Annotated in this window: 15 protein-coding genes; 4 read left to right on the top strand and 11 right to left on the bottom strand. The window is 65.9% G+C overall.

The genetic code is table 11. From position 1 onward, the window contains the following. Nucleotides 1-106: 106 nt before the first annotated feature. Complete coding sequence (locus IPP28_15520; protein ID MBL0042404.1) at nt 107-2,314, top strand: TonB-dependent hemoglobin/transferrin/lactoferrin family receptor; 2,208 nt, start codon at nt 107-109, stop codon at nt 2,312-2,314. A gap of 3 nt (nt 2,315-2,317) precedes the next feature. Here the strand turns inward: IPP28_15520 and IPP28_15515 are convergent, their stop codons facing one another. Beyond that, the gene (locus IPP28_15515) at nt 2,318-4,453 is read right to left on the bottom strand and encodes a TonB-dependent receptor (protein ID MBL0042403.1); all 2,136 of its coding nucleotides are present in this window, start codon (nt 4,451-4,453) and stop codon (nt 2,318-2,320) included. A gap of 163 nt (nt 4,454-4,616) precedes the next feature. Between IPP28_15515 and IPP28_15510 the strand changes: the two genes are divergently transcribed. Further along, on the top strand, nt 4,617-6,386 hold the full coding sequence (locus IPP28_15510; GenBank protein ID MBL0042402.1) for a phosphoenolpyruvate carboxykinase (GTP): 1,770 nt from the start codon (nt 4,617-4,619) through the stop codon (nt 6,384-6,386). A 28-nt stretch (nt 6,387-6,414) separates the two neighbouring features. Here IPP28_15510 and IPP28_15505 read toward each other — a convergent pair whose 3' ends face one another. Genes IPP28_15505 through pyrF form a run of 3 tightly spaced genes read right to left on the bottom strand, consistent with a single transcriptional unit; the run spans nt 6,415 to nt 8,572 of the window. Continuing rightward, nucleotides 6,415-6,990, bottom strand: coding sequence for a DUF922 domain-containing Zn-dependent protease (locus IPP28_15505; protein ID MBL0042401.1), 576 nt, complete (start codon nt 6,988-6,990; stop codon nt 6,415-6,417). After that, a complete protein-coding gene (locus IPP28_15500) occupies nt 6,987-7,748 on the bottom strand; it encodes a class I SAM-dependent methyltransferase (GenBank protein ID MBL0042400.1) in 762 nt (253 codons plus the stop codon). Before IPP28_15500 ends, IPP28_15505 begins: the two co-directional genes overlap by 4 nt. Further along, on the bottom strand, nt 7,745-8,572 hold the full coding sequence (gene pyrF, locus IPP28_15495) for an orotidine-5'-phosphate decarboxylase (GenBank protein MBL0042399.1): 828 nt from the start codon (nt 8,570-8,572) through the stop codon (nt 7,745-7,747). Before pyrF ends, IPP28_15500 begins: the two co-directional genes overlap by 4 nt. Before the next feature lie 111 nt (nt 8,573-8,683). On the opposite strand from pyrF, the gene tldD reads away from it, so the two are divergent. Then, nucleotides 8,684-10,126 (top strand): metalloprotease TldD, encoded by a 1,443-nt coding sequence (gene tldD / locus IPP28_15490; GenBank protein ID MBL0042398.1) that lies wholly within the window; start codon nt 8,684-8,686, stop codon nt 10,124-10,126. A 152-nt stretch (nt 10,127-10,278) separates the two neighbouring features. Here the strand turns inward: tldD and IPP28_15485 are convergent, their stop codons facing one another. Continuing rightward, nucleotides 10,279-10,863: a DUF615 domain-containing protein gene (locus tag IPP28_15485; GenBank protein ID MBL0042397.1), complete on the bottom strand. Its 585-nt coding sequence runs from the start codon at nt 10,861-10,863 to the stop codon at nt 10,279-10,281. Between the two features lie 38 nt (nt 10,864-10,901). On the opposite strand from IPP28_15485, the gene pmbA reads away from it, so the two are divergent. Next, nucleotides 10,902-12,257, top strand: a complete 1,356-nt coding sequence (gene pmbA / locus IPP28_15480; GenBank protein MBL0042396.1) for a metalloprotease PmbA — start codon at nt 10,902-10,904, stop codon at nt 12,255-12,257. A 30-nt stretch (nt 12,258-12,287) separates the two neighbouring features. Here pmbA and IPP28_15475 read toward each other — a convergent pair whose 3' ends face one another. From IPP28_15475 to IPP28_15450, 6 genes are all read right to left on the bottom strand, one after another. Further along, nucleotides 12,288-13,727 carry a hypothetical protein gene (locus IPP28_15475; protein ID MBL0042395.1) on the bottom strand — a complete coding sequence of 480 codons (1,440 nt, stop codon included), beginning with the start codon at nt 13,725-13,727 and terminating at the stop codon, nt 12,288-12,290. A 64-nt stretch (nt 13,728-13,791) separates the two neighbouring features. Continuing rightward, nucleotides 13,792-15,366, bottom strand: a complete 1,575-nt coding sequence (locus IPP28_15470) for a hypothetical protein (protein ID MBL0042394.1) — start codon at nt 15,364-15,366, stop codon at nt 13,792-13,794. Nucleotides 15,367-15,373: 7 nt separating this feature from the next. Beyond that, on the bottom strand, nt 15,374-15,949 hold the full coding sequence (locus tag IPP28_15465) for a hypothetical protein (GenBank protein MBL0042393.1): 576 nt from the start codon (nt 15,947-15,949) through the stop codon (nt 15,374-15,376). Nucleotides 15,950-16,032: 83 nt separating this feature from the next. Beyond that, a complete protein-coding gene (locus IPP28_15460) occupies nt 16,033-17,139 on the bottom strand; it encodes an NAD(P)/FAD-dependent oxidoreductase (protein ID MBL0042392.1) in 1,107 nt (368 codons plus the stop codon). A 98-nt stretch (nt 17,140-17,237) separates the two neighbouring features. Beyond that, nucleotides 17,238-18,158, bottom strand: coding sequence for a polyprenyl synthetase family protein (locus tag IPP28_15455; GenBank protein MBL0042391.1), 921 nt, complete (start codon nt 18,156-18,158; stop codon nt 17,238-17,240). Next, complete coding sequence (locus IPP28_15450) at nt 18,124-18,378, bottom strand: exodeoxyribonuclease VII small subunit (GenBank protein ID MBL0042390.1); 255 nt, start codon at nt 18,376-18,378, stop codon at nt 18,124-18,126. Before IPP28_15450 ends, IPP28_15455 begins: the two co-directional genes overlap by 35 nt. Nucleotides 18,379-18,384: the final 6 nt, after the last annotated feature.

Genomic DNA, 18,384 nt, shown 5'->3' with positions numbered 1-18,384 from the left:
AGCGCAATTGACCTAGCGCAATTGACCACGACGGCGTGCTTGATGAGGATCAAGGCGGGCAACGCGGTGGGCGCCGAAGCTGCGCCCATTGCCAACGGAGAAAGCCATGCGCCGCCATCCCCTCAGTTCCGCGATCGCCCTGTCCCTGCTGCCCTTGGCCGTGTTCGCCGCCGATGCGGAAACGAGCCGGCCGACCTCGCTCGATGCCATCGTCGTTGTCGCCAGCCGGGTCGAACAACCGATCGGCGACATCGCCGGATCGGTGGCCCTGATCGAACGCGGCCAGATCGAGACGCGACTGATTCGCGACATCCGCGATCTCGCCCGCTACGACGCCACCCTCAGCGTCAACGAAGACGCAAGCCGCTTCGGCACGCAGGGGTTCGCGATCCGTGGCCTCGAAGGCAATCGCGTCGCGGTGGAACTCGATGGCGTTCCGCTCGGCGATGGCTTCGCCGTCGGCAGCTTCTCGCGCGCGGGGCGCAACCTGGTCGACCCGGAGTTGCTGCAGCGCGTCGAATTCCTGCGCGGCCCGGCGTCCAGCCTGTACGGCTCCGATGCGCTCGCGGGCGTGGTCGCGATGCGAACACGTGATCCTGCCGATCTGCTGGCGGAAGGTGCGGGCGAATGGTTCGTCGGTTCGCGCCTGACGCACGACACGCGTGATGCTTCGACTGCGATCAGCGCTTCGAGCGCGGTCGTGTCCGGTGGCTGGCAGATGTTGGTCAGCGCCAACGAACGCCGCGAACACGAACGCGACACGATGCCGCGCGCCGGCGGGATCGACGCCAATCCCGCCGATGGCGAGGAACGCTTCCTGCTCGCCAAGCTGGTCAACGAAGGCATGCTGCCTGGGCGGTTGAGCCTCGGGCTCGACGCCTATCGGGCCGATACCGACACCGACGTGCGCTCGCTCGTCAACGGTCCCGGCCAGTATGCGACGACGACGGCGATGAACGCGCAGGATGCCGAATCGCGTGGTCGCGCGTCGCTGGCCTGGAGCGGCGACGGGCTCGAGGGCGCATTCGCGCAATGGAACCTGATGGCCTACGTGCAACGCAGCGAGGTCGACCAGCGCACCGTGCAGGATCGCCGCGGCGCCACGGCGAGTGCGGCGCCGACGCGGCGCTTGCGTCAGTTCGTGTTCGACACCCAGCAGGTGGGGCTGGAGGGCCTGATCGCCGGCGAAGCCGTGCAGGGCCCGCTGACCCATCGCTTTGTCGCCGGATTCGATCTGGCGCGCACGGCGATCGATGAGCATCGCGATGGCGTCGAGATCAATCTGAATACCGGTGCCAGCACGCCGGTGCTGCTGGGTGAACGCATGCCGGTGCGCGATTTCCCGAATTCGACGCTGCAGGAGTTCGGGCTCTATGTTCAGGACGACATCGAATTCGGCGAGCGCTGGTTCCTGATCCCGGCCTTGCGCTACGACCGTTTCCGCACCGATGCCGATCCCGATGCCCTGTGGCTGGCCGACAATCCGGCCGCGGATGTGGTCGACAGCAGGGCGCAGAGCGTCACCCCCAAGCTCGGCCTGCGCTATGCCGCCAGCGATTCGCTCAGCGTGTTCGCGCAATACGCGCGCGGGTTCCGGGCGCCGCCGTTCTCGGACGTGAACCTGGGCCTGAACATTCCCGCATTCGGCTACAGCGCGATTCCGAATCCGGACCTGCGCCCGGAGCGCAGCCAGGGCCTCGAACTCGGTGCGCGCTGGTCGGGTCAGCACGCGAGTGGCGAAGTGTCGATCTACGACAACCGCTACCGCGACCTGATCGAGTCGCGCGTCAACCTCGGTCGCGATCCGCAATCGGGCCTGCTGGTGTTCCAGTCGCAGAATCGCGATCGCGCGCGCATTCATGGCATCGAGCTGAATGGCGAGGCGAATCTTGCCGGGATGGGTCTGGATGCATTCAACGCGACCCTGTCCGTAAGCTGGGTGCAGGGCGAGGACACGCAGCGCGAGCTGCCGCTCAACTCGGTCGATCCGGCACGACTGGTGCTCGGCCTGAATCGCGACAGCGCCGATGGCCGCCATCGCGTCGAGTTGCTGGGTCGTTTCGCCGCCGCGAAGGACGATGTCGACACATCGCGCGGTCCGCTGTTCGCGCCGGCCGGCTATGGCGTGTTCGACCTGTTCTGGCATTACGCGCCGACCGCAGCGCTGCGCATCGATGCCGGCATCAGCAACCTCGGGGATCGCCGTTACTGGCAGTGGAGCTCGGTGCGCGGCTTCGCGCCCGATGCGCGCGAAGTGGATCTCGCGACGCAATCGGGCCGGGCGTTCATGCTGTCGTTGCGCGTCGGTGGCTGAGAACTACAGCGCCAGTTCGATGCCGAAGTAGGACTGGCGTTCCGCAGCGGGTTCGATGCCGTCGCTGCGGACGCGCGACGTGTAGGTTTCGTCGGCGAGATTGTTGATGCCGCCGATCAGGCTGATGTGGTCGTTGAGCTTCCACTCGCCGTTCAGATCGAACACCCGGTAGGACGGAATTTCCGCCGCGACGAAGGTCACGACATTGCCGGTGGCCGTGTTGGCATCGCGCCAGAACTGGTCGGACACGGCGGTGCCGGTCAGGCCGAGCTTGAGCCGGTCGTCGAGTGCGCGCCAGATCAGGCCGAGCTTGGCGACACGCTGGGGCGCATAGGCTGGCGTATTGCCGACCAGGTCGGCCGTCAACGATTCAGTGATCTCGGCGTCGAGGAAGGAGGCCGACGCGAACGCCGTCAGATGGGTGCCGTTGCGACCGGCGAGGAAGTCGTATTCGGCGGCGAATTCGATGCCCTGATGGCGCGCATCGCCCGAGTTCACGCGTTCCACTTCGCCCGGCGACACCTGGATCTGCTCGATCTTGTTGCGGAAGTCGATGTGGAACAGGCTCACATCGAAGAACAGGCCCTCGATCGGCGCGCCGCGCAGACCGATTTCGGCGCTCAAGGTCTTCGACGGATCCGGATCATTGCCATCGATCAGGTTCGAGGTCGGGTTGCCGACGTCGTCATAGCGCATCGGCCGGTAACCCTGCGACAGGTTGCCGTAGGCCTGCAGGCGCTGCTCCGGCAATTCGTAGGTGAGGCCGAGACCGGCCAGCGGCACCAGGTGATGGAAGCGCGCATCGATGGCATCGCGCAGGACCGTCGATGACACCGTGGTCTCGTCGATGTCGAGCGCCAGCGACTCCACGCGCAGTGCCGGAATGACGCTCCAGCGGTCGAAGCGGAATACCGATTCGGCGAATGCGGAGAAGTAGTCGGTGCCGCGCTCCTGGGCGTAGCGCAGGACGTTGCCGGCATCGGCCTCCAGCAGCACGTTCGAACGCTGCCAGCGCGGGCTGTCTTCGGCATACGCGGTGGCGCCGAAGGTCAGCGTGTGGTTGTGGCCGAAGTCGTGGGTGAGGCGGGCATCGAGGCCGGTGCTGCTGAAATCCTGATGGTCGAAGTTCGAGCGCAGGTTGGGTGGCAATTGCCCCGGCAGGAACACTGCGTTGACGCGGCGGCTGTCGCGGTCCAGTTGCGCATGCCAGAGCTTCGCATCGAGCAGGTAGCCGTCGGCGAGATCGCGATGCGTGCTCAGCACGGCCGACTTGCGTTCGATCGAGACGCGGTTGTAGGGCGTCGTCGTGAGTGTCGGATCGGTCTCGTACAGCGGCGTCGGCAAGCGACCGGCTTCGCCGCTCTCGCTCTCGTAGCGATTCAGGTCGAGGCGCCAGTGCGCCGTGTCGCTCTCGCGCCAGTACAGCGCGATCGCGGCCCCGTCCACGTCCGAGTCCGAGTTGACGCGGGTGCCATCGAATTCACGATGATCGACCTCGACGCGGTAGCCGAGATCACCGACGCCGCCGCTGACTTCGTTGTAGGTCGCATACAGTCCGTCGCCGCCGCCGATGTGGCGTGAACGTGCGGCCAGCGCTGCTTCGGGCAGTGGGTCGCGCGTCACCAGATTCACCGCCGGACCCGGTTGCGGCCCGTACAGCAGGGCAGACCCGCCGCGCACGAATTGCACGCGTTCGAGGCGCTCGGTCGGCGGCAGGTAGTACATCGTCGGGTAACCGAACCAGCCGCTCGCGAGCGGCACGCCATCCTCGAAGAACATCACGAATTCGGATTCATGCGGATCGCCGAGGCCGCGGTAGTTCACGTTGAAGTGGCTCGGGATCTGCTGTTCGGAAACGAGCAGGCCAGGAACGCGCACGAAGGTCTGGCGCAGTTCGTTGTTCGCGACCGCCGGCTGTTCGGCCAATTTGACGTCGGTACTCTTCTTGCCGGCAAGCACCTGGCCATCGACCACGTCCTTGCTTACCTGCGGGAAGCGCGGGTCGGGCTGGGCTTCACCACTGACCTCGGTGCGCTCGAGGCGGCGCGGCGATGACGCCGCGTCGGCCGCCGCGTGGCTGCTCCAGGACAGGGCGGTCGCGATGGCCACCGTCAACACGGCAGGGCGGATGGTGTTCATGGGCAAGTCCTTGGGAACATTGAGAATGTCATGATATTAGTGAGAATGAATCGCATTTACAATCAAGAATGAATCTCATTGTCTTGCTCTCGTGGATATCGACGGCTAGCCTGCACGCATCCCCCATTCCCATTCTGGCCCGATCGGGCACGGAGCAATCGCCATGACGTCCAAACTCGCGACCCTGAACGACTGGGTCCAAGAGGTCGCTGCGTTGACGCAGCCCGATCGTATCCACTGGTGCGATGGCAGCGAGGCCGAGTTGCAGGTGCTGACCCAGTTGATGCTGGATCGGGGCGACCTGCTGGCGCTGAATCCGGAAACGCATCCGGACTGCTACCTGCACCGGTCGCATCCGTCCGATGTGGCGCGTGTGGAACACCTGACCTTCGTCTGTACGAAGCATCAGGACGACGCCGGCCCGAACAACCACTGGATGCATCCCACCGAGGCGCATGCCGAAGTCGATGCACTGTTCGCCGGTTGCATGCAAGGCCGTACCCTGTACGTGATTCCTTACTGCATGGGCCCGATCGATTCGCCGATCGCGCGTTGCGGCGTCGAGATCACCGACTCGCCCTACGTGGTGGCGAACATGCGCCTGATGACGCGCATGGGTGCGCCGGCGCTGGCGCGCATCGAGCGCGAGGGTCGCTTCGTCAAGGGCCTGCATTCGACCGGCGATCTCGATCCGACGCGTCGCTTCATCATGCATTTCCCGGAGGAGCTGACGATCAAGTCGATCGGCTCCGGCTATGGCGGCAATGCCTTGCTCGGCAAGAAATGCCACGCATTGCGCATCGGTTCCTGGCAGGCCCGCTCGGAAGGCTGGTTGGCCGAGCACATGCTGATCGTCGGCATCGAGAATCCGCAGGGTGAAACGCATTACGTCGCCGCCGCATTTCCGTCGGCCTGCGGCAAGACCAACTTGGCGATGCTGATTCCGCCGGAAGGTTACCGAGAGGCCGGCTGGAAGGTCTGGACGGTCGGCGACGACATCTGCTGGATGTCACCGGGCGAGGATGGTCGTTTGTGGGCAATCAATCCGGAGGCCGGGTTCTTCGGCGTCGCGCCGGGTACGGGCGCGAAGACCAATGCCAACGCGCTGGCGATGCTGAATCGCGAGGCGATCTTTACCAATGTCGCGGTGACCGCAGACAACCAGCCGTGGTGGGAAGGCCTGGACGAGCGTGTCCCGGCCAAGGACTGGAAGGGCAACGACTACGCACCCGGCCACGGTCCTGCCGCACACCCGAATTCGCGCTTCACCGTGTCGGCGCAGCGTTGCCCGAGCTGGACGCCGAAGGCCGAAGAGGCGCGCGGCGTGCCGATCTCGGCGATCGTGTTCGGCGGTCGTCGCGAGTCGCTGGTGCCGCTGGTGTTCGAAGCGCGTGACTGGACGCACGGCGTGCTGGTCGGTGCCTCGATGGCGTCGGAAACCACGGCGGCCGCGACCGGCGCCGTCGGCGTCGTGCGTCGCGACTCGATGGCGATGAAGCCGTTCTGCGGCTACAACTTCGGCGACTACTTCGCGCACTGGCTGAGTTTCGATCGCCCGGGCGCGAACCTGCCGAAGATCTTCCACGTCAACTGGTTCCGCAAGGGCAGCGACGGCAAGTTCCTGTGGCCGGGCTTCGGCGACAACCTGCGCGTGCTGGAGTGGATGCTGAAGCGTTGCGAAGGCAAGGCCGATGCGGTGGAGACGCCGATCGGGCACTTGCCGAAGCGCGCCGACTTGAACCTCGGCGGACTCAAGATCAGCGAGCATGCGGTGGAACAGCTGCTGCACATCGACGAACACGGCTGGGCCCGCGAATTCGAAGCGATCGCCGACTACTTCGACGAGTTCGGCGCACGCACGCCGGCTGCCCTGAAGGCCGAAGCGGCACGGATTGCCGCGCAGTTGCCCGGCGTCGAGAAGAAGGTCGCGTAAGGCGAACGATGGTGCGGGTCGCGCGGACTCAGTCCGGACTCGCGCCGTCGCGTCGACCGTGTTCGGTATCGCGGTCGTACTGTTTCTGACGGCGTTTCGACGCGTCGACGATGGCGTGGGCGCGGCGGTTGGCGACTGCTTCAAGCGTTGCGCAGTCGTCCATTTCCGGCAGGTCGAGGATGGCGTCGTCCACCGCGTGGGCGGCGTCGCGTGCGATGTCGGCGTGACCGAGCTCGTGTTCGTGCAGCGCGTCGCGGAAGTCGGCGAAGCGTCGTTGCATCGCGCCGCCGCCGCCTTCGAGTTCGGGCATCGTGATGACCAGGTCGAGCAGTGTCTCGCTCGAGGTGATGCGGCAGCTGCCGTCGGCCTCGCGCCACCACTTGAACGACCAGCGGATGTTCCACTTGGTGTGACCGTGGAAGCGTTCGCCGTCCTCGCGGATCGGGGTGGCGGCGTTCAAGGCTTGGCGCAGGGTCTGGCCGCGTGTCGGATAGGCGGTGTAGGTGACGTCGTCGATCGATTCGACGACTTCGGCGCGAAGTCCGCTCGCGCCGACGCACGCGATGGCCGCAAGTCCCGCGGCGATAGGAAGATGGGAGGTCATGCTGCACCCGACCCCTTGCCCGGGCGTTCTTCGAGGTCCGGGAAGAACGGTACGCCGGCACGCACCATCTGCGATGGCTGGCGCGGACGTTTTTCGATCACCAGCATGCTGTCGTAGTAATGCATCGAGTTCGTGCTGGCGGTGTAGCCATCCGGCACCAGCTCATCGTCGCGAGTATGGAACGCATTGAGCTTGTCGATCAGTCTCTTCGAGAACTCGACGAAGGTATTCGGTTGGCGCAGGCCGCCACCGAATTCCTCCCAGTAGCTCGTGTGCAGGTCTTCGCACAGGTAGACACCGTTCGGCGCGATGCGCGGATACAGGTGCAGCAGCGTGTTGATCTGCTGCTGCATGTGGTGGCCTCCGTCGTCGATCAGGAGATCGATGCGACCGGCGTGTTCGGCAATCTGGTTCAGGAACAGCGGATCTTCCTGGTCGCCGATCAGGATCTCGGTGCCGGGCGCGGCGAGCGCGCGTGCGCGGTCCTCGATGTCGACACCGATGATGCGTGCGCGCGGTCCGAAGTAATCGCGCCACAGCTCCAGCGAACCGCCATGGTAGACGCCGATTTCGACGATCGTGCAGGGGGTGCCGCGATAGCGGGCGAAGTGGCGGTGATAGACATCGAAGTAGTGTGTCCACTTCGACATCAGCCGGCCCTGGTGACGGTTGAAGAAGTCCTGCAGCGGATTGCCGCTGCTGGCCGGTGCGGCCGGCGGACTGAAGCTGAAGCTGAAATTGATCGGTGGATTGCTCATGGCTGGGCCCGCTTCCGTGCATCGTGAATCGCGTCGCGAGTGTCGAGTGCGACGCGGCGTGCGGCTTCGGCGAAGTCTTCGCCGCTGCTCGCGTAGAGGATGGCGCGCGACGAATTGATCATCAGGCCGCCCGTTGTCGTTGCGCCGGCACGGATCGTGGCCTCGATGTCGCCACCTTGCGCACCGATGCCGGGTACGAGCAGGGGCAGGTCGCCGACGAGCGAACGCACGCGTGCCAGCTCCTCGGGAAACGTGGCGCCGACCACGAGCGCGTTTTGGCCATGCCGATTCCACGCGCCTGCCACCAGGTCGGCGACCTGTTCGTAGAGTCGGCGGCCATTCGCGAGTTCGAGATGCTGCAGATCCGAGCCACCGGGATTGCTGGTTCGGCACAGCACGATCAGGCCGCGATCCGGATAGGCCAGATAAGGCTCGACCGAATCGAAGCCCATGTAGGGATTCACCGTCAGCGCATCGGCGCGATAGCGCTCGAAGGCTTCGCGTGCGTACTGCTCGGCGGTCGCGCCGATGTCGCCGCGCTTGGCGTCGAGGATCACCGGAATGCCGGGATGCCGCTCGTGAACATGGGCGATCAGGCGTTCGAGCTGTTCCTCGGCGCGCGCGGCATGGAAATAGGCGATCTGCGGCTTGAACGCGCAGGCCAGGTCGGCGGTCGCATCGACGATCGCGGCGCAGAAACGGAACACGGCGTCCGGCTGCCCGCGCAGATGCGCCGGAATCCGCTTCGGGTCAGGATCGAGGCCGACGCAGAGCAGGGACTGCGCATCGCGCCAGCGGGTGTCGAGCTGAGTACGGAAATTCATGGGCGAAGGCGGCCGTTCGTGGGCGGAAATCGCCGCATTATCCCGGATTCACACGGTTGAATCGCCGGCGCGTGGCACCATGTCGGCATATCCGCATTCGAAGGATGCCGCATGTCCAACTCCCTCGCCCTTGCCGAATCGCGCCTGCTCACGCCGGGCGGGCTCTCGGCCGACCAGCTCGGGCGCGTGTTCTCGCGCCTGATGTCGCCGAACATCGATGCCGCCGACCTGTATTTCCAGCATTCGCGCCACGAAAGCTGGGTGCTGGAGGACGGCATCGTCAAGGAGGGGTCGCACAACATCGAACAGGGCGTCGGCGTGCGCGCGATCAGCGGCGAGAAGACCGGTTTCGCCTATTCGGATGAAATCGTGCTGCCGGCCCTGCTCGAAGCCGCCGGATCGGCGCGCGCGATCGCCCAGGCCGGCCAGGACGGCACCCAGCGCGCGCTGACGCCGGTGCAGGGTCGCGCCCTGTATGCGCCCGAAGACCCGATCGATTCGATTCCGGTGGAGCGCAAGGTCGCCCTGCTGCGCGAGATCGACGCCTACACGCGCTCGCTCGACGCTCGCGTCAAGCAAGTCGTGTGCAGTCTGTCGGCGGTGCTCGACACCGTGCTGGTCGCACACAGCGATGGCACCCTGGCCGCCGACGTGCGACCGCTGGTGCGCTTCAACGTCAACGTCATCGTCGAACAGAACGGTCGCCGCGAGTCCGGCAATGGCGGTGGTGGCGGCCGTATCAGTTACGCGGAGTTGCTGGGGGGAGATTTCCCGCATGCTCAGGCGCGCGAGGCGGTGCGCACGGCGCTGGTGAATCTCGAGGCCGTGGATGCGCCCGCGGGCGAGATGCCGGTCGTGCTCGGTCCGGGCTGGCCGGGGGTGCTGTTGCACGAAGCCGTCGGTCATGGCCTCGAAGGCGACTTCAATCGCAAGGGACTCTCGGCCTATGCCGGACGCATGGGCGAGCGCGTGGCATCGCCGCTGGTGACCGTGGTCGACGACGGCACCCTGCCGGGTCGACGCGGTTCGCTGAACATCGACGACGAAGGCACGCCGACGCAATGCACGACGCTGATCGAGAACGGCGTGCTCAAGGGGTATCTGCAGGACAAGTTGAACGCCGGCCTGATGGGTGTGACGCCGACCGGCAATGGCCGTCGCGAAAGCTTCGCGATGCTGCCGATGCCGCGCATGACCAACACCTACATGCTCGCCGGGCAATCCGATCCGGGCGAGATCATCGCCTCGGTCGAACGCGGCCTGTACGCGCCGAATTTCGGGGGTGGCCAGGTCGACATCACCTCGGGCAAGTTCGTGTTCTCGGCGAGCGAGGCCTATCTGATCGAAGGCGGCAAGATCACCCGGCCGGTGAAGGGCGCGACCCTGATCGGCTCGGGGCCCGAGGTCATGCAGCGCATCTCGATGGTCGGCAATGATCTCAAGCTCGACAGTGGCGTCGGCGTCTGCGGCAAGGATGGCCAGAGCGTGCCGGTCGGCGTCGGCCAACCCACGCTCAAGATCGACGCGCTGACGGTCGGCGGGACGCGGGTTTGATGGTTTGCCCCTCAACCGGCGCTGCGCGCCACCTTCTCCCCGCTGGCACGGGGAGAAGGAAGAACATGCGGCCATTTTCCTTCTCTCCGCGTCAGCGGGGAGAAGGTGCCCGCAGGGCGGATGAGGGGCGCGCTTCGATCGTGCGCCGAACCTCAGCGCGCGTTGTCGGCCGCATCGCTTTCGTCGGCGACAATCTCGTCCAGGTCCCGCGGCTCGATCGCTTCGCCATACGCGGCCTGGATGGCGCGGAACAATTGGCGGGCAGCGGCGGGCGGTTTGTTCGCGGCGGCTTCGGCCTTGGCGGTGCGGACCAGTTGGCGCAGTTGCTGACGATCGGCGCCGGGCATTGCGGCCAGCAGTTCGTTGATGGCGTCGTCGCCTTCGCGAATCAACTTGTCGCGCCACTCCTCGATGCGATGCAGCGCGGCCGCCGCGCGACGACGTTCCTGCTTCGGCGCGTCCAGCGCTTCGCGGATCGCCGGCAGTTCATCCTCGTGCTTGCGCATCTGCTTCGCCAGAAACTGGACTTGGCGCTTGTGTGCGATGTTCGCGGTGATGCGCTGCGATTCAAGCACCTGATCGCGCAGCGCATCGCTCAGCGGCACGCGCGCCAGTTCGCGCTCGGACAGCGCGACCAGTTCCTTGGCGAGCACCAGCACGTCCAGCGCCTCGCGCTTGACCATGCTCCGGCTGGGTCCGCCGTAGTACTCGTCCCAATCCATTTTTTCGTCGTGCATCGCGATGAACTCCGCATTCAATGATCCAAGGATAGCCCGTGAGCGCTGAACTCTCCCATTCGCATTCGCCCGAACGCTCGCTGGACGAACTCGCCAATCTGGCCGAGGACGTGCTCGCACGCTGCCGTGCCCTCGGCGCTTCGCAGGCGGAAGTCAGCTTGAACCTCGACGCCGGCCTCAACGTCAACGTGCGCATGGGCGAGGTCGAAACCGTCGAGCACACGCGGGATCGCGGGGTCGCGGTCAGCGTCTACTTCGGCAAGCGGAAGGGATCGGCCAGTACCGCCGACGTGCGCGCCGAATCGATCACGACCACGATCGAACAGGCCTGCGCGATTGCGCGCTACACCGAAGAAGACCCCTGCGCCGGACTGGCCGAGGCCGGTCGCATGGCGACCTACTTCCCCGATCTCGACCAGTGGCATCCGTGGGCGCTGGACGCGACCCGCGCGATCGAACTCGGCATCGCCTCGGAAGCGGCCGGACGTGCGCTCGATCCGCGCCTGCACAATTCCGATGGCGCGAATGTATCGAGCAGCAGTGGCGTTGCGGTCTATGCGAACACGCACGGCTTCATCGGGCGCGAGTCCGGTACCCGGCATTCGCTGTCGTGTTCGCTGCTCGGCGAAGACGATAACGGCATGCAGCGCGACTACTGGTACACCACCGGTGTCGCCGCCGAGGATCTGGAATCGGCCGAAGCGGTGGGGCGCCGCGCCGGCGAGCGCACGCTGGCCCGCCTGTCGCCGCGCAAGATCGCGACCCAGGAATGCGCCGTGCTGTTCGTGCCGGACGTGGCGCGTTCATTGATCGGGCATCTGGTCGGTGCGGTCAGTGGCGGTGCCTTGTATCGCAAGGCCTCGTTCCTGCTCGACAGCGTCGGCCAGCGCCTGTTCCCGGCCTGGTTCAACATCCTCGAACAACCGCACATCAAGCGCGGCGCCGGCTCATCCGCGTTCGACGCCGAAGGCGTGGCGACCGTCGATCGCGAACTGATCCGCGATGGCGTGCTCGCGCGCTACATCCTCGGCTCGTATTCGGCGCGCAAGCTTGGTCTGGAGAGCACCGGCAATGCCGGCGGCATCCACAACCTGATGGTCTCGACGAATGGTGGCGATTTTGCGGACATGCTGCAGCGACTCGGCACCGGCTTCCTGGTCACCGAGCTGATGGGCCAGGGCGTCAACACCGTCACCGGCGACTATTCGCGCGGCGCGTCGGGCTTCTGGGTCGAGAACGGCGTCATCGCTTACCCGGTCGACGAAGTCACGATCGCTGGTCAGTTGCGCGACATGTTCCAGCGCATCGTCGCGGTCGGCAGCGACATCGACCGCCGCGGATCGATCCTCACCGGATCGATCCTGCTCGAGAAGATGATGGTCGCGGGCAGCTGAGAGCCTGTGGGCCGTCCGGCCCGGGCCCGTTCACTCGAAGCCGTCGGTCAGCAGGTTGGCGGCTTGCAGGGTGGTCGCCACGAATGCGAAGTTGTCGAGATTCCGGTCCGAGCGCGTCGCGATGACGATGCGGTCGCGTTCCACGATCATGCCCTTGGGCCAGTCTTCGGAATCGAACGGACCGACCAGAACCTCGGTGTGATCGATGTCGACCAATCCGCGCCCGGCGACGCCGAATTGCGGATCTTTCGCGCCATTCGCGGTGAAACGATAGACGCGCACATCGTTGGCGAGTGCGAGCAGTCCGAGCACGACCGGTCGCCCAAGATCGTCGATCGCCAGGCTGTGCAGGACTTGCAGCGGCACCACATCGTCGGCGAATTGCACGGAGAACGTCAGCGGCTCAGGTCCGGTAGCGATGCCGCCGGTGCCGAAGCTCGGGTCGAGATCGCCATCCGCTTCCAGTTGCACCAGCACCACGGCATCGTCGTAGTCGGGACCGTCGGCCAGTCCGGCGACGAGGATGCGGCCGTCCGGACGCTGGGCGATGCCCATGCCGAAATCATGCAGGTTCCCGGCGATGTCGATCGGGACGCGGCGCGCGCCGGCGCTGTGCCAGGTCGGGTCGAGCGTGCCGTCGTTGCTGAACTGGAGCACGCCGATGTCGTAGTCGCCGTCGATGCCGGAGATGGTGGCGGCAGCGGCGAAGCGTCCACTTTGCTGGACCTTGAGGGCGTTGATGAATTCGATCTTGCCGCCACTCACGCTTGGAAAGCCGACGCCGCCGCCGGTGAACTCCGGATCGAAGCCGCCGCTCGCGGTGAGCTTGGCGACGAACACCGGGTTGGTCGCGCCGGCTTCGTCGCCGCGGCATCCGCCGACCGCGATCATCCCGTTGTTGTCGTTGTCGAAGCCCAGGTCGCGCACGGTGCAGGACTCGTGATGACTGGCCAGACCGGTGATCATCCGGCAGCCGTTGCTGCCGAAACTCAGGTCGAAATTGCCGGCGACATTGAGCCGGCAGATGAGGCCGACGGTCTCGTAATCCTGGCCGAGCAGATGGAAGGCGTAGCCGAAGATCAGCGGCTTGCCGTCCGGCTGGATCAACGCGCCATCGATTTTCGGACCGTTGATGCCGGCCGGAAAGCCGACCGTGACCAGGCCATCGCCACCGCCGAAGCCGGCGTCGATTTGCCCGGTGGCGGCGTCCAGTCGCGCGATCAGCAGCAATTCGTTCTGCAACCCCGATCGATCTTCGCCGAACAGCCAGGTCCGTCCACTCACCGACGTTGCCATCGCGCGCAGCCCCGGATTGGCCGTGCCGAAGCCAGGCGAGGCGGCGACAACCGCACGCCCGAGGTTGTTGCCGTAGTTCGGATTGATGGTGCCGTCCACGGTGCCCGCGCGGGCGCCCGTGTTCAGGAGCAGGGCGGGCAGGAGGAGCAGCAAGGAACGGAAACGGGCGCGCATGGGGCAGGGTCCTGGTCGGGTTCACCTGCACATACGGCAACGGGAGCGAGCGCGGATCACGCCCTCAGCGACGCGCATCTCCGCGCAGCATCAGCGGCAGCAGCAGTGCCAGCCCCGCATAGCCCGCGGTCCACTGCAGGACCATCGTCAGGTCGGCCGGGCCGAGCTGCCACGGCAGGTACAGCGCCGCATCGGGGCGGATCGAGTGGATCAGGCCGAAGGCCGTCAGCGCGGCGCCGACGACCAGTGCAAATGACGCACGCCAGGCCTTGCCGTCGATGACGGCAACGAAGGTCGCGGCCCAGACCATCGACGTGAGGATGAAGCCATTGCCAAGCACGACGATGGTGAACAGCTCGGATGGGCCATGCGGACCCGGAGCGTAGAGTGCGCCGAAGCGATCGAACGGGATGTAGCTCGGATCGCCCAGCTTGATCGCGAGCATGCGCGCGATCGCCGGGAAGAAGGCGATGACCACCGCCGCCCAGTATTTCTTCGGCGTCGCCTCGAATGACTGGACGCAGATCCCGATCGCGACATAGACCAGGATCGGCGCGAGCACGGCCAAGGGCAGGAACTCGACCAGGGCCGCCAGGACGCCGAACAGTCCGCCGAGTCCGATGAAGAGTCCGGTCGCAAACGTGTAGCGGTGGCCCGCGCCCATCGCCTTGTACGACGGCTGGCCGATGTAGGGCGTGGTCTGCGCGACGCCGCCGCAGACGCCGGCCACCAGGGTCGAACAGGCCTCGACCAGCAGGATGTCGCGAGTCTTGAAGCGATCGCCTGCGGCATGCGCGCTTTCGGTCACGTTGATGCCGCCGATCACCATCAGCAGGCCGAACGGGATCAGCAGCGGCACATAGGGCATCGCATCGCCGAAGCCGGCGATGAAGCCGAGGTTCGGCCATGGCAAGGCGAAGCGCCACTGCGGCGACGGGGGTGCATGGAAGGCGTCGCCGATCAGTCCACTGCTGCCGAGCGCGTAATACAGCACGGTGCCCATCAATACCGCGAATGGCACCGAGGGCAGCTTCGCGAAACGCGGCGCACCGAGCAGCAGCGCCAGCACGAGTCCCAGCCCGACGAATCCGACCACCGGCACGCGCAGGATCTCGATCAGCGGCAGGAAACCCATCAGCACCAGCGCGATGCCGGCGATCGAACCGAGCAGTCCGGCACGTGGCACATGGCGACGCACGGCGTCGCCGAAAAATGACAGCGCGAATTTCAACGTGCCCATGATCACCAGCGCCGCCATGCCGAGTTGCCAGGTGCGCAGGCCCGCGGCCTCGGCATCGAGACCCTGAGCGCGAAATCCCGCGAATGCCGGGCCGAGCACCAGCAAGGCCATGCCGATCGAGGTCGGTGCATCCAGCCCGAGCGGCATCGCCGTCACGTCGCTGCGACCCTCGCGTTTCGCCAGCGTGATCGCCATACGCGTGTACAGCAGGTTGCCGACGAGCACGCCCAGCGCCGTGCCCGGAAACATCTTCGTGTACACGATCTCCGCCGGCATGCCGAACACGCCGACCAGCACGGTCGCGATGAAGGCCAGGATCGACACGTTGTCGACGACCAAGCCGAAGAAGCCGTTGATGTCGCCGGCGGGTCGAAGGGAAGAAATCGCTACAGTGGGCATTGGCATTTCAGTCTTCCTTGACCTGCGGCTTGCGGTCAGGACACGGCGGCGGAGGCGGCGGCAGCTGACTGATTCGGGAAAACGCACGGTTTCGAACTGTCTGATCCATCACCACGCTCCCATCCAGTCGTTTTCGGAGGCTGGCCGCCTTCCAGACATCGTACGGTGCGCTCGATGTCGGTTCGCTGTATCCGAAGTACAACTCGGCGACGGAACTCGCGTTGGCAAGAAACGACTCGCCATCGGTGTCCACAAAAGCGATGTAGTAGTGGCCGACATCGAGCCGCGATCCACAACACTGTGATGTATAGAACTCGATGGAATCAAACTGCCGACCATCGCCTCTCAAAGACTCGACGACACGAATTCTCCCGTGAACCGGTCCGGGGATGTTGCTGCGCGCACCGTCGTCCGACTCAAGTCGCGCATCCAGCAAGCGGAAGACGAACACGTGTTTGGCCTCACCCCCGGCATCACGGTCCAGTGGGCCCAACGGGCAGCTACAAGCTACGGCAATTGCCGACGCGCACAGCAATGTCATGCCGCTGATCCAGCGAATTCCCAAGTTGGTCACCAGTTTCATCGTTTGCCTCGACTGAATCAGAAAAGTTGGAGACTCCGTCATGGATGGAGGCGCCACATTGCTCGGCGCAATCAACGGTTCGCCTAAGCCAGTCGGTTCAGCACCTCTTCCCCGATCGCGAGGCTGGACGTGAGGCCGGGCGATTCGATGCCGAACAGGTTGACGAGGTTCGCGATGCCATGCACGGCGGCATCCTGGATCACGAAGTCGCCGCTGGGTTGCCCGGGGCCGACGAGCTTGGGGCGCACGCCAACGAAATCGGGCTCGAGCTGGTCGTCGCGCAGCGCGGGCCACCAGCGCCGTATCGAGTCGGCGAAGGCGCTGCGCTGGCGGTCGTCGAAGTGATAGTCGGGCGCGTCGATCCAGCGCACGTCGGGGCCGAAATGCACGTGGCCGGCGCTGTCGAGGCCGAGATGCACACCAAGTCCGGCGGCCTGTGGTACCGGATAGATCAGGCGCGAGAACGGTGACTTGCCGCGCAGGCGGTAGTAGTGGCCGGCGGCGTAGAACTGGGTCGGGATATGCGCGCGATCGAGACCGTCGATGCGACGCGCGAGTTCGGTGGAGGTGAGCCCGGCCGCGTTGACGACGCGCCGGCAGCGGACACGGTCGCCGCCTGCGACTTCGACGCTGAAGGCACCGGCTTCGACATGCACGTTCTCGACACGGGTCTCGCATTGCACGCGACCGCCCCGTTGTTCGATTTCGCCGACCAGGGCCATCACGTAGTCGGCGACATCGACGATGCCGGACTCCGTCGATTCGATCGCGGCGGTGCAATGCAGCGATGGTTCGAGCCGCATCGCCTCGGCCGCATCGAGGTAGCGCAAGCCCTCGACGCCGTTCTCCTGTGCACGTTGCAGGACGACGCGCAGGCCCTCGGCTTCGAGCCAGTCGTTCGCAACCACGAGCTTGCCGAGCTTGCGATGGGTGATGCCGCGCCGCGCGCAGAAGTCGTAGAGCAGGCGCCGGCCGCGCACGCACAGTCTGGCCTTCCACGAATCGTGCGCGTAGTAGATTCCGGCGTGGATCACGCCCGAGTTGCGCGAGGAAATGCCTTCGCCGGCACGCGCTTCGGATTCGAGCACGAAGACTTCGCGACCGGATTGCGCCAAGGCGCTCGCCACGGCCAGCCCGACCACGCCGGCGCCGATCACGATGCTGTCGATGTCCACCGCGGGAGAGTTCATGGCGGGAGCTTATCGCGGCCTGGAGGTCGCTCCCCCAATGGCGTGTGCGAATCTTGATCGAAATTCTTTTGTGGGAGCGGGCTCCGTCCCGCGACACTTCAGCTCACCCGATCGACCGAATAGTGCGCCAGATCGCGCAGGTGTTCGGCGCGATCGTCGAAGATCGCGAGTGCGGCGAGGGCTTCGGCGCGCAGGTGTTCGGCCAGCGAGCGTGATTCGGCGAGGCCGAGGATGGCGGGATAGGTCGGCTTGTTCTGCGCCGCATCCGAGCCTTGCGGCTTGCCGATGACGGCGGTGTCGCCTTCGATGTCGAGGATGTCGTCGCGGATCTGGAAGGCCAGGCCGACCGCATGGCCATAACGCAACAGGGCGCCGATGCGCAGCGCATCCTGTTCGCCGGCCGCGAGCGCGCCGAGATGCACCGACGCCCGGATCAGGGCGCCGGTCTTGTGTGCGTGCATGCGTTCGAGTTCGACATGATCGAGTGCGCGTCCGACGGCGTCGAGATCGAAGGCCTGGCCGCCGGCCATGCCGTGCGAACCGCAGGCCGAAGCGAGCACCCGCAGCATGTCGACCTGCCGGACCGCGGCGCGGTCGGCGTGCTGGTCGGCCGCGAGCACTTCGAACGCGAGTGCCTGCAAGGCGTCGCCGGCCAGGATCGCGGTCGCTTCCCCGAACGCGATGTGGCAGGTCGGCTTGCCGCGGCGCAAGTGATCGTCGTCCATCGCCGGCAGGTCGTCGTGGATCAGCGAATAGGCATGGATCATCTCGACCGCGGCGCCTGCGGCATCGGCCTGTTCGAGTGTGCCGCCGCAGGCCAGCGCCGCGCTGTAGGCAAGACAGGGGCGCAGGCGCTTGCCGCCGCCGAGCGTGCTGTAGCGCATCGCGCGATGCAGTTGGACCGGCGCCTGCGTGTCGGCGGGCAGCAAGCGTTCAAGGACGGATTCGGCGCGAGCGGCCAGCGCGATCAGCGCCGGCGTGAGGTCACGGCGTGTCGGGGTCGAAGCGGGGCGCGCCATCGAGATCGTTCGGGTCGATGATCTGGCGCACGCGCAGTTCGGCCTGGTCGAGTGCGGTGCGGCATTGCCGATACAGGCCGACGCCGCGTTCGAATGCGGACAGCGACTCGTCCAGCGACATCTCGCCCTTTTCCATGCGACCGACCAATTGCTCGAGTTCATCGAGCGACTGCTCGAACTCGGCGACACGACTGGCTTCGCTGGATTCGGGGGGAGACATGCGTGC

Source organism: Lysobacterales bacterium, assembly GCA_016721845.1.
GTDB lineage: Bacteria > Pseudomonadota > Gammaproteobacteria > Xanthomonadales > Ahniellaceae > JADKHK01.
The sequence above is the reverse complement of the archived record's forward strand: the minus strand, read 5'-3'. Positions and strand labels throughout refer to the sequence as shown.

Bases quoted from the DNA above. Each gene is read 5' to 3' on its own strand.
- IPP28_15520 (MBL0042404.1), top strand. From the start codon at position 107: ATGCGCCGCCATCCCCTCAGTTCCGCGATCGCCCTGTCCCTGCTGCCC.
- IPP28_15515 (MBL0042403.1), bottom strand. From the start codon at position 4,453: ATGAACACCATCCGCCCTGCCGTGTTGACGGTGGCCATCGCGACCGCC.
- IPP28_15510 (MBL0042402.1), top strand. From the start codon at position 4,617: ATGACGTCCAAACTCGCGACCCTGAACGACTGGGTCCAAGAGGTCGCT.
- IPP28_15505 (MBL0042401.1), bottom strand. From the start codon at position 6,990: ATGACCTCCCATCTTCCTATCGCCGCGGGACTTGCGGCCATCGCGTGC.
- IPP28_15500 (MBL0042400.1), bottom strand. From the start codon at position 7,748: ATGAGCAATCCACCGATCAATTTCAGCTTCAGCTTCAGTCCGCCGGCC.
- pyrF (MBL0042399.1), bottom strand. From the start codon at position 8,572: ATGAATTTCCGTACTCAGCTCGACACCCGCTGGCGCGATGCGCAGTCC.
- tldD (MBL0042398.1), top strand. From the start codon at position 8,684: ATGTCCAACTCCCTCGCCCTTGCCGAATCGCGCCTGCTCACGCCGGGC.
- IPP28_15485 (MBL0042397.1), bottom strand. From the start codon at position 10,863: ATGCACGACGAAAAAATGGATTGGGACGAGTACTACGGCGGACCCAGC.
- IPP28_15475 (MBL0042395.1), bottom strand. From the start codon at position 13,727: ATGCGCGCCCGTTTCCGTTCCTTGCTGCTCCTCCTGCCCGCCCTGCTC.
- IPP28_15470 (MBL0042394.1), bottom strand. From the start codon at position 15,366: ATGCCCACTGTAGCGATTTCTTCCCTTCGACCCGCCGGCGACATCAAC.
- IPP28_15465 (MBL0042393.1), bottom strand. From the start codon at position 15,949: ATGAAACTGGTGACCAACTTGGGAATTCGCTGGATCAGCGGCATGACA.
- IPP28_15460 (MBL0042392.1), bottom strand. From the start codon at position 17,139: ATGAACTCTCCCGCGGTGGACATCGACAGCATCGTGATCGGCGCCGGC.
- IPP28_15455 (MBL0042391.1), bottom strand. From the start codon at position 18,158: ATGGCGCGCCCCGCTTCGACCCCGACACGCCGTGACCTCACGCCGGCG.
- IPP28_15450 (MBL0042390.1), bottom strand. From the start codon at position 18,378: ATGTCTCCCCCCGAATCCAGCGAAGCCAGTCGTGTCGCCGAGTTCGAG.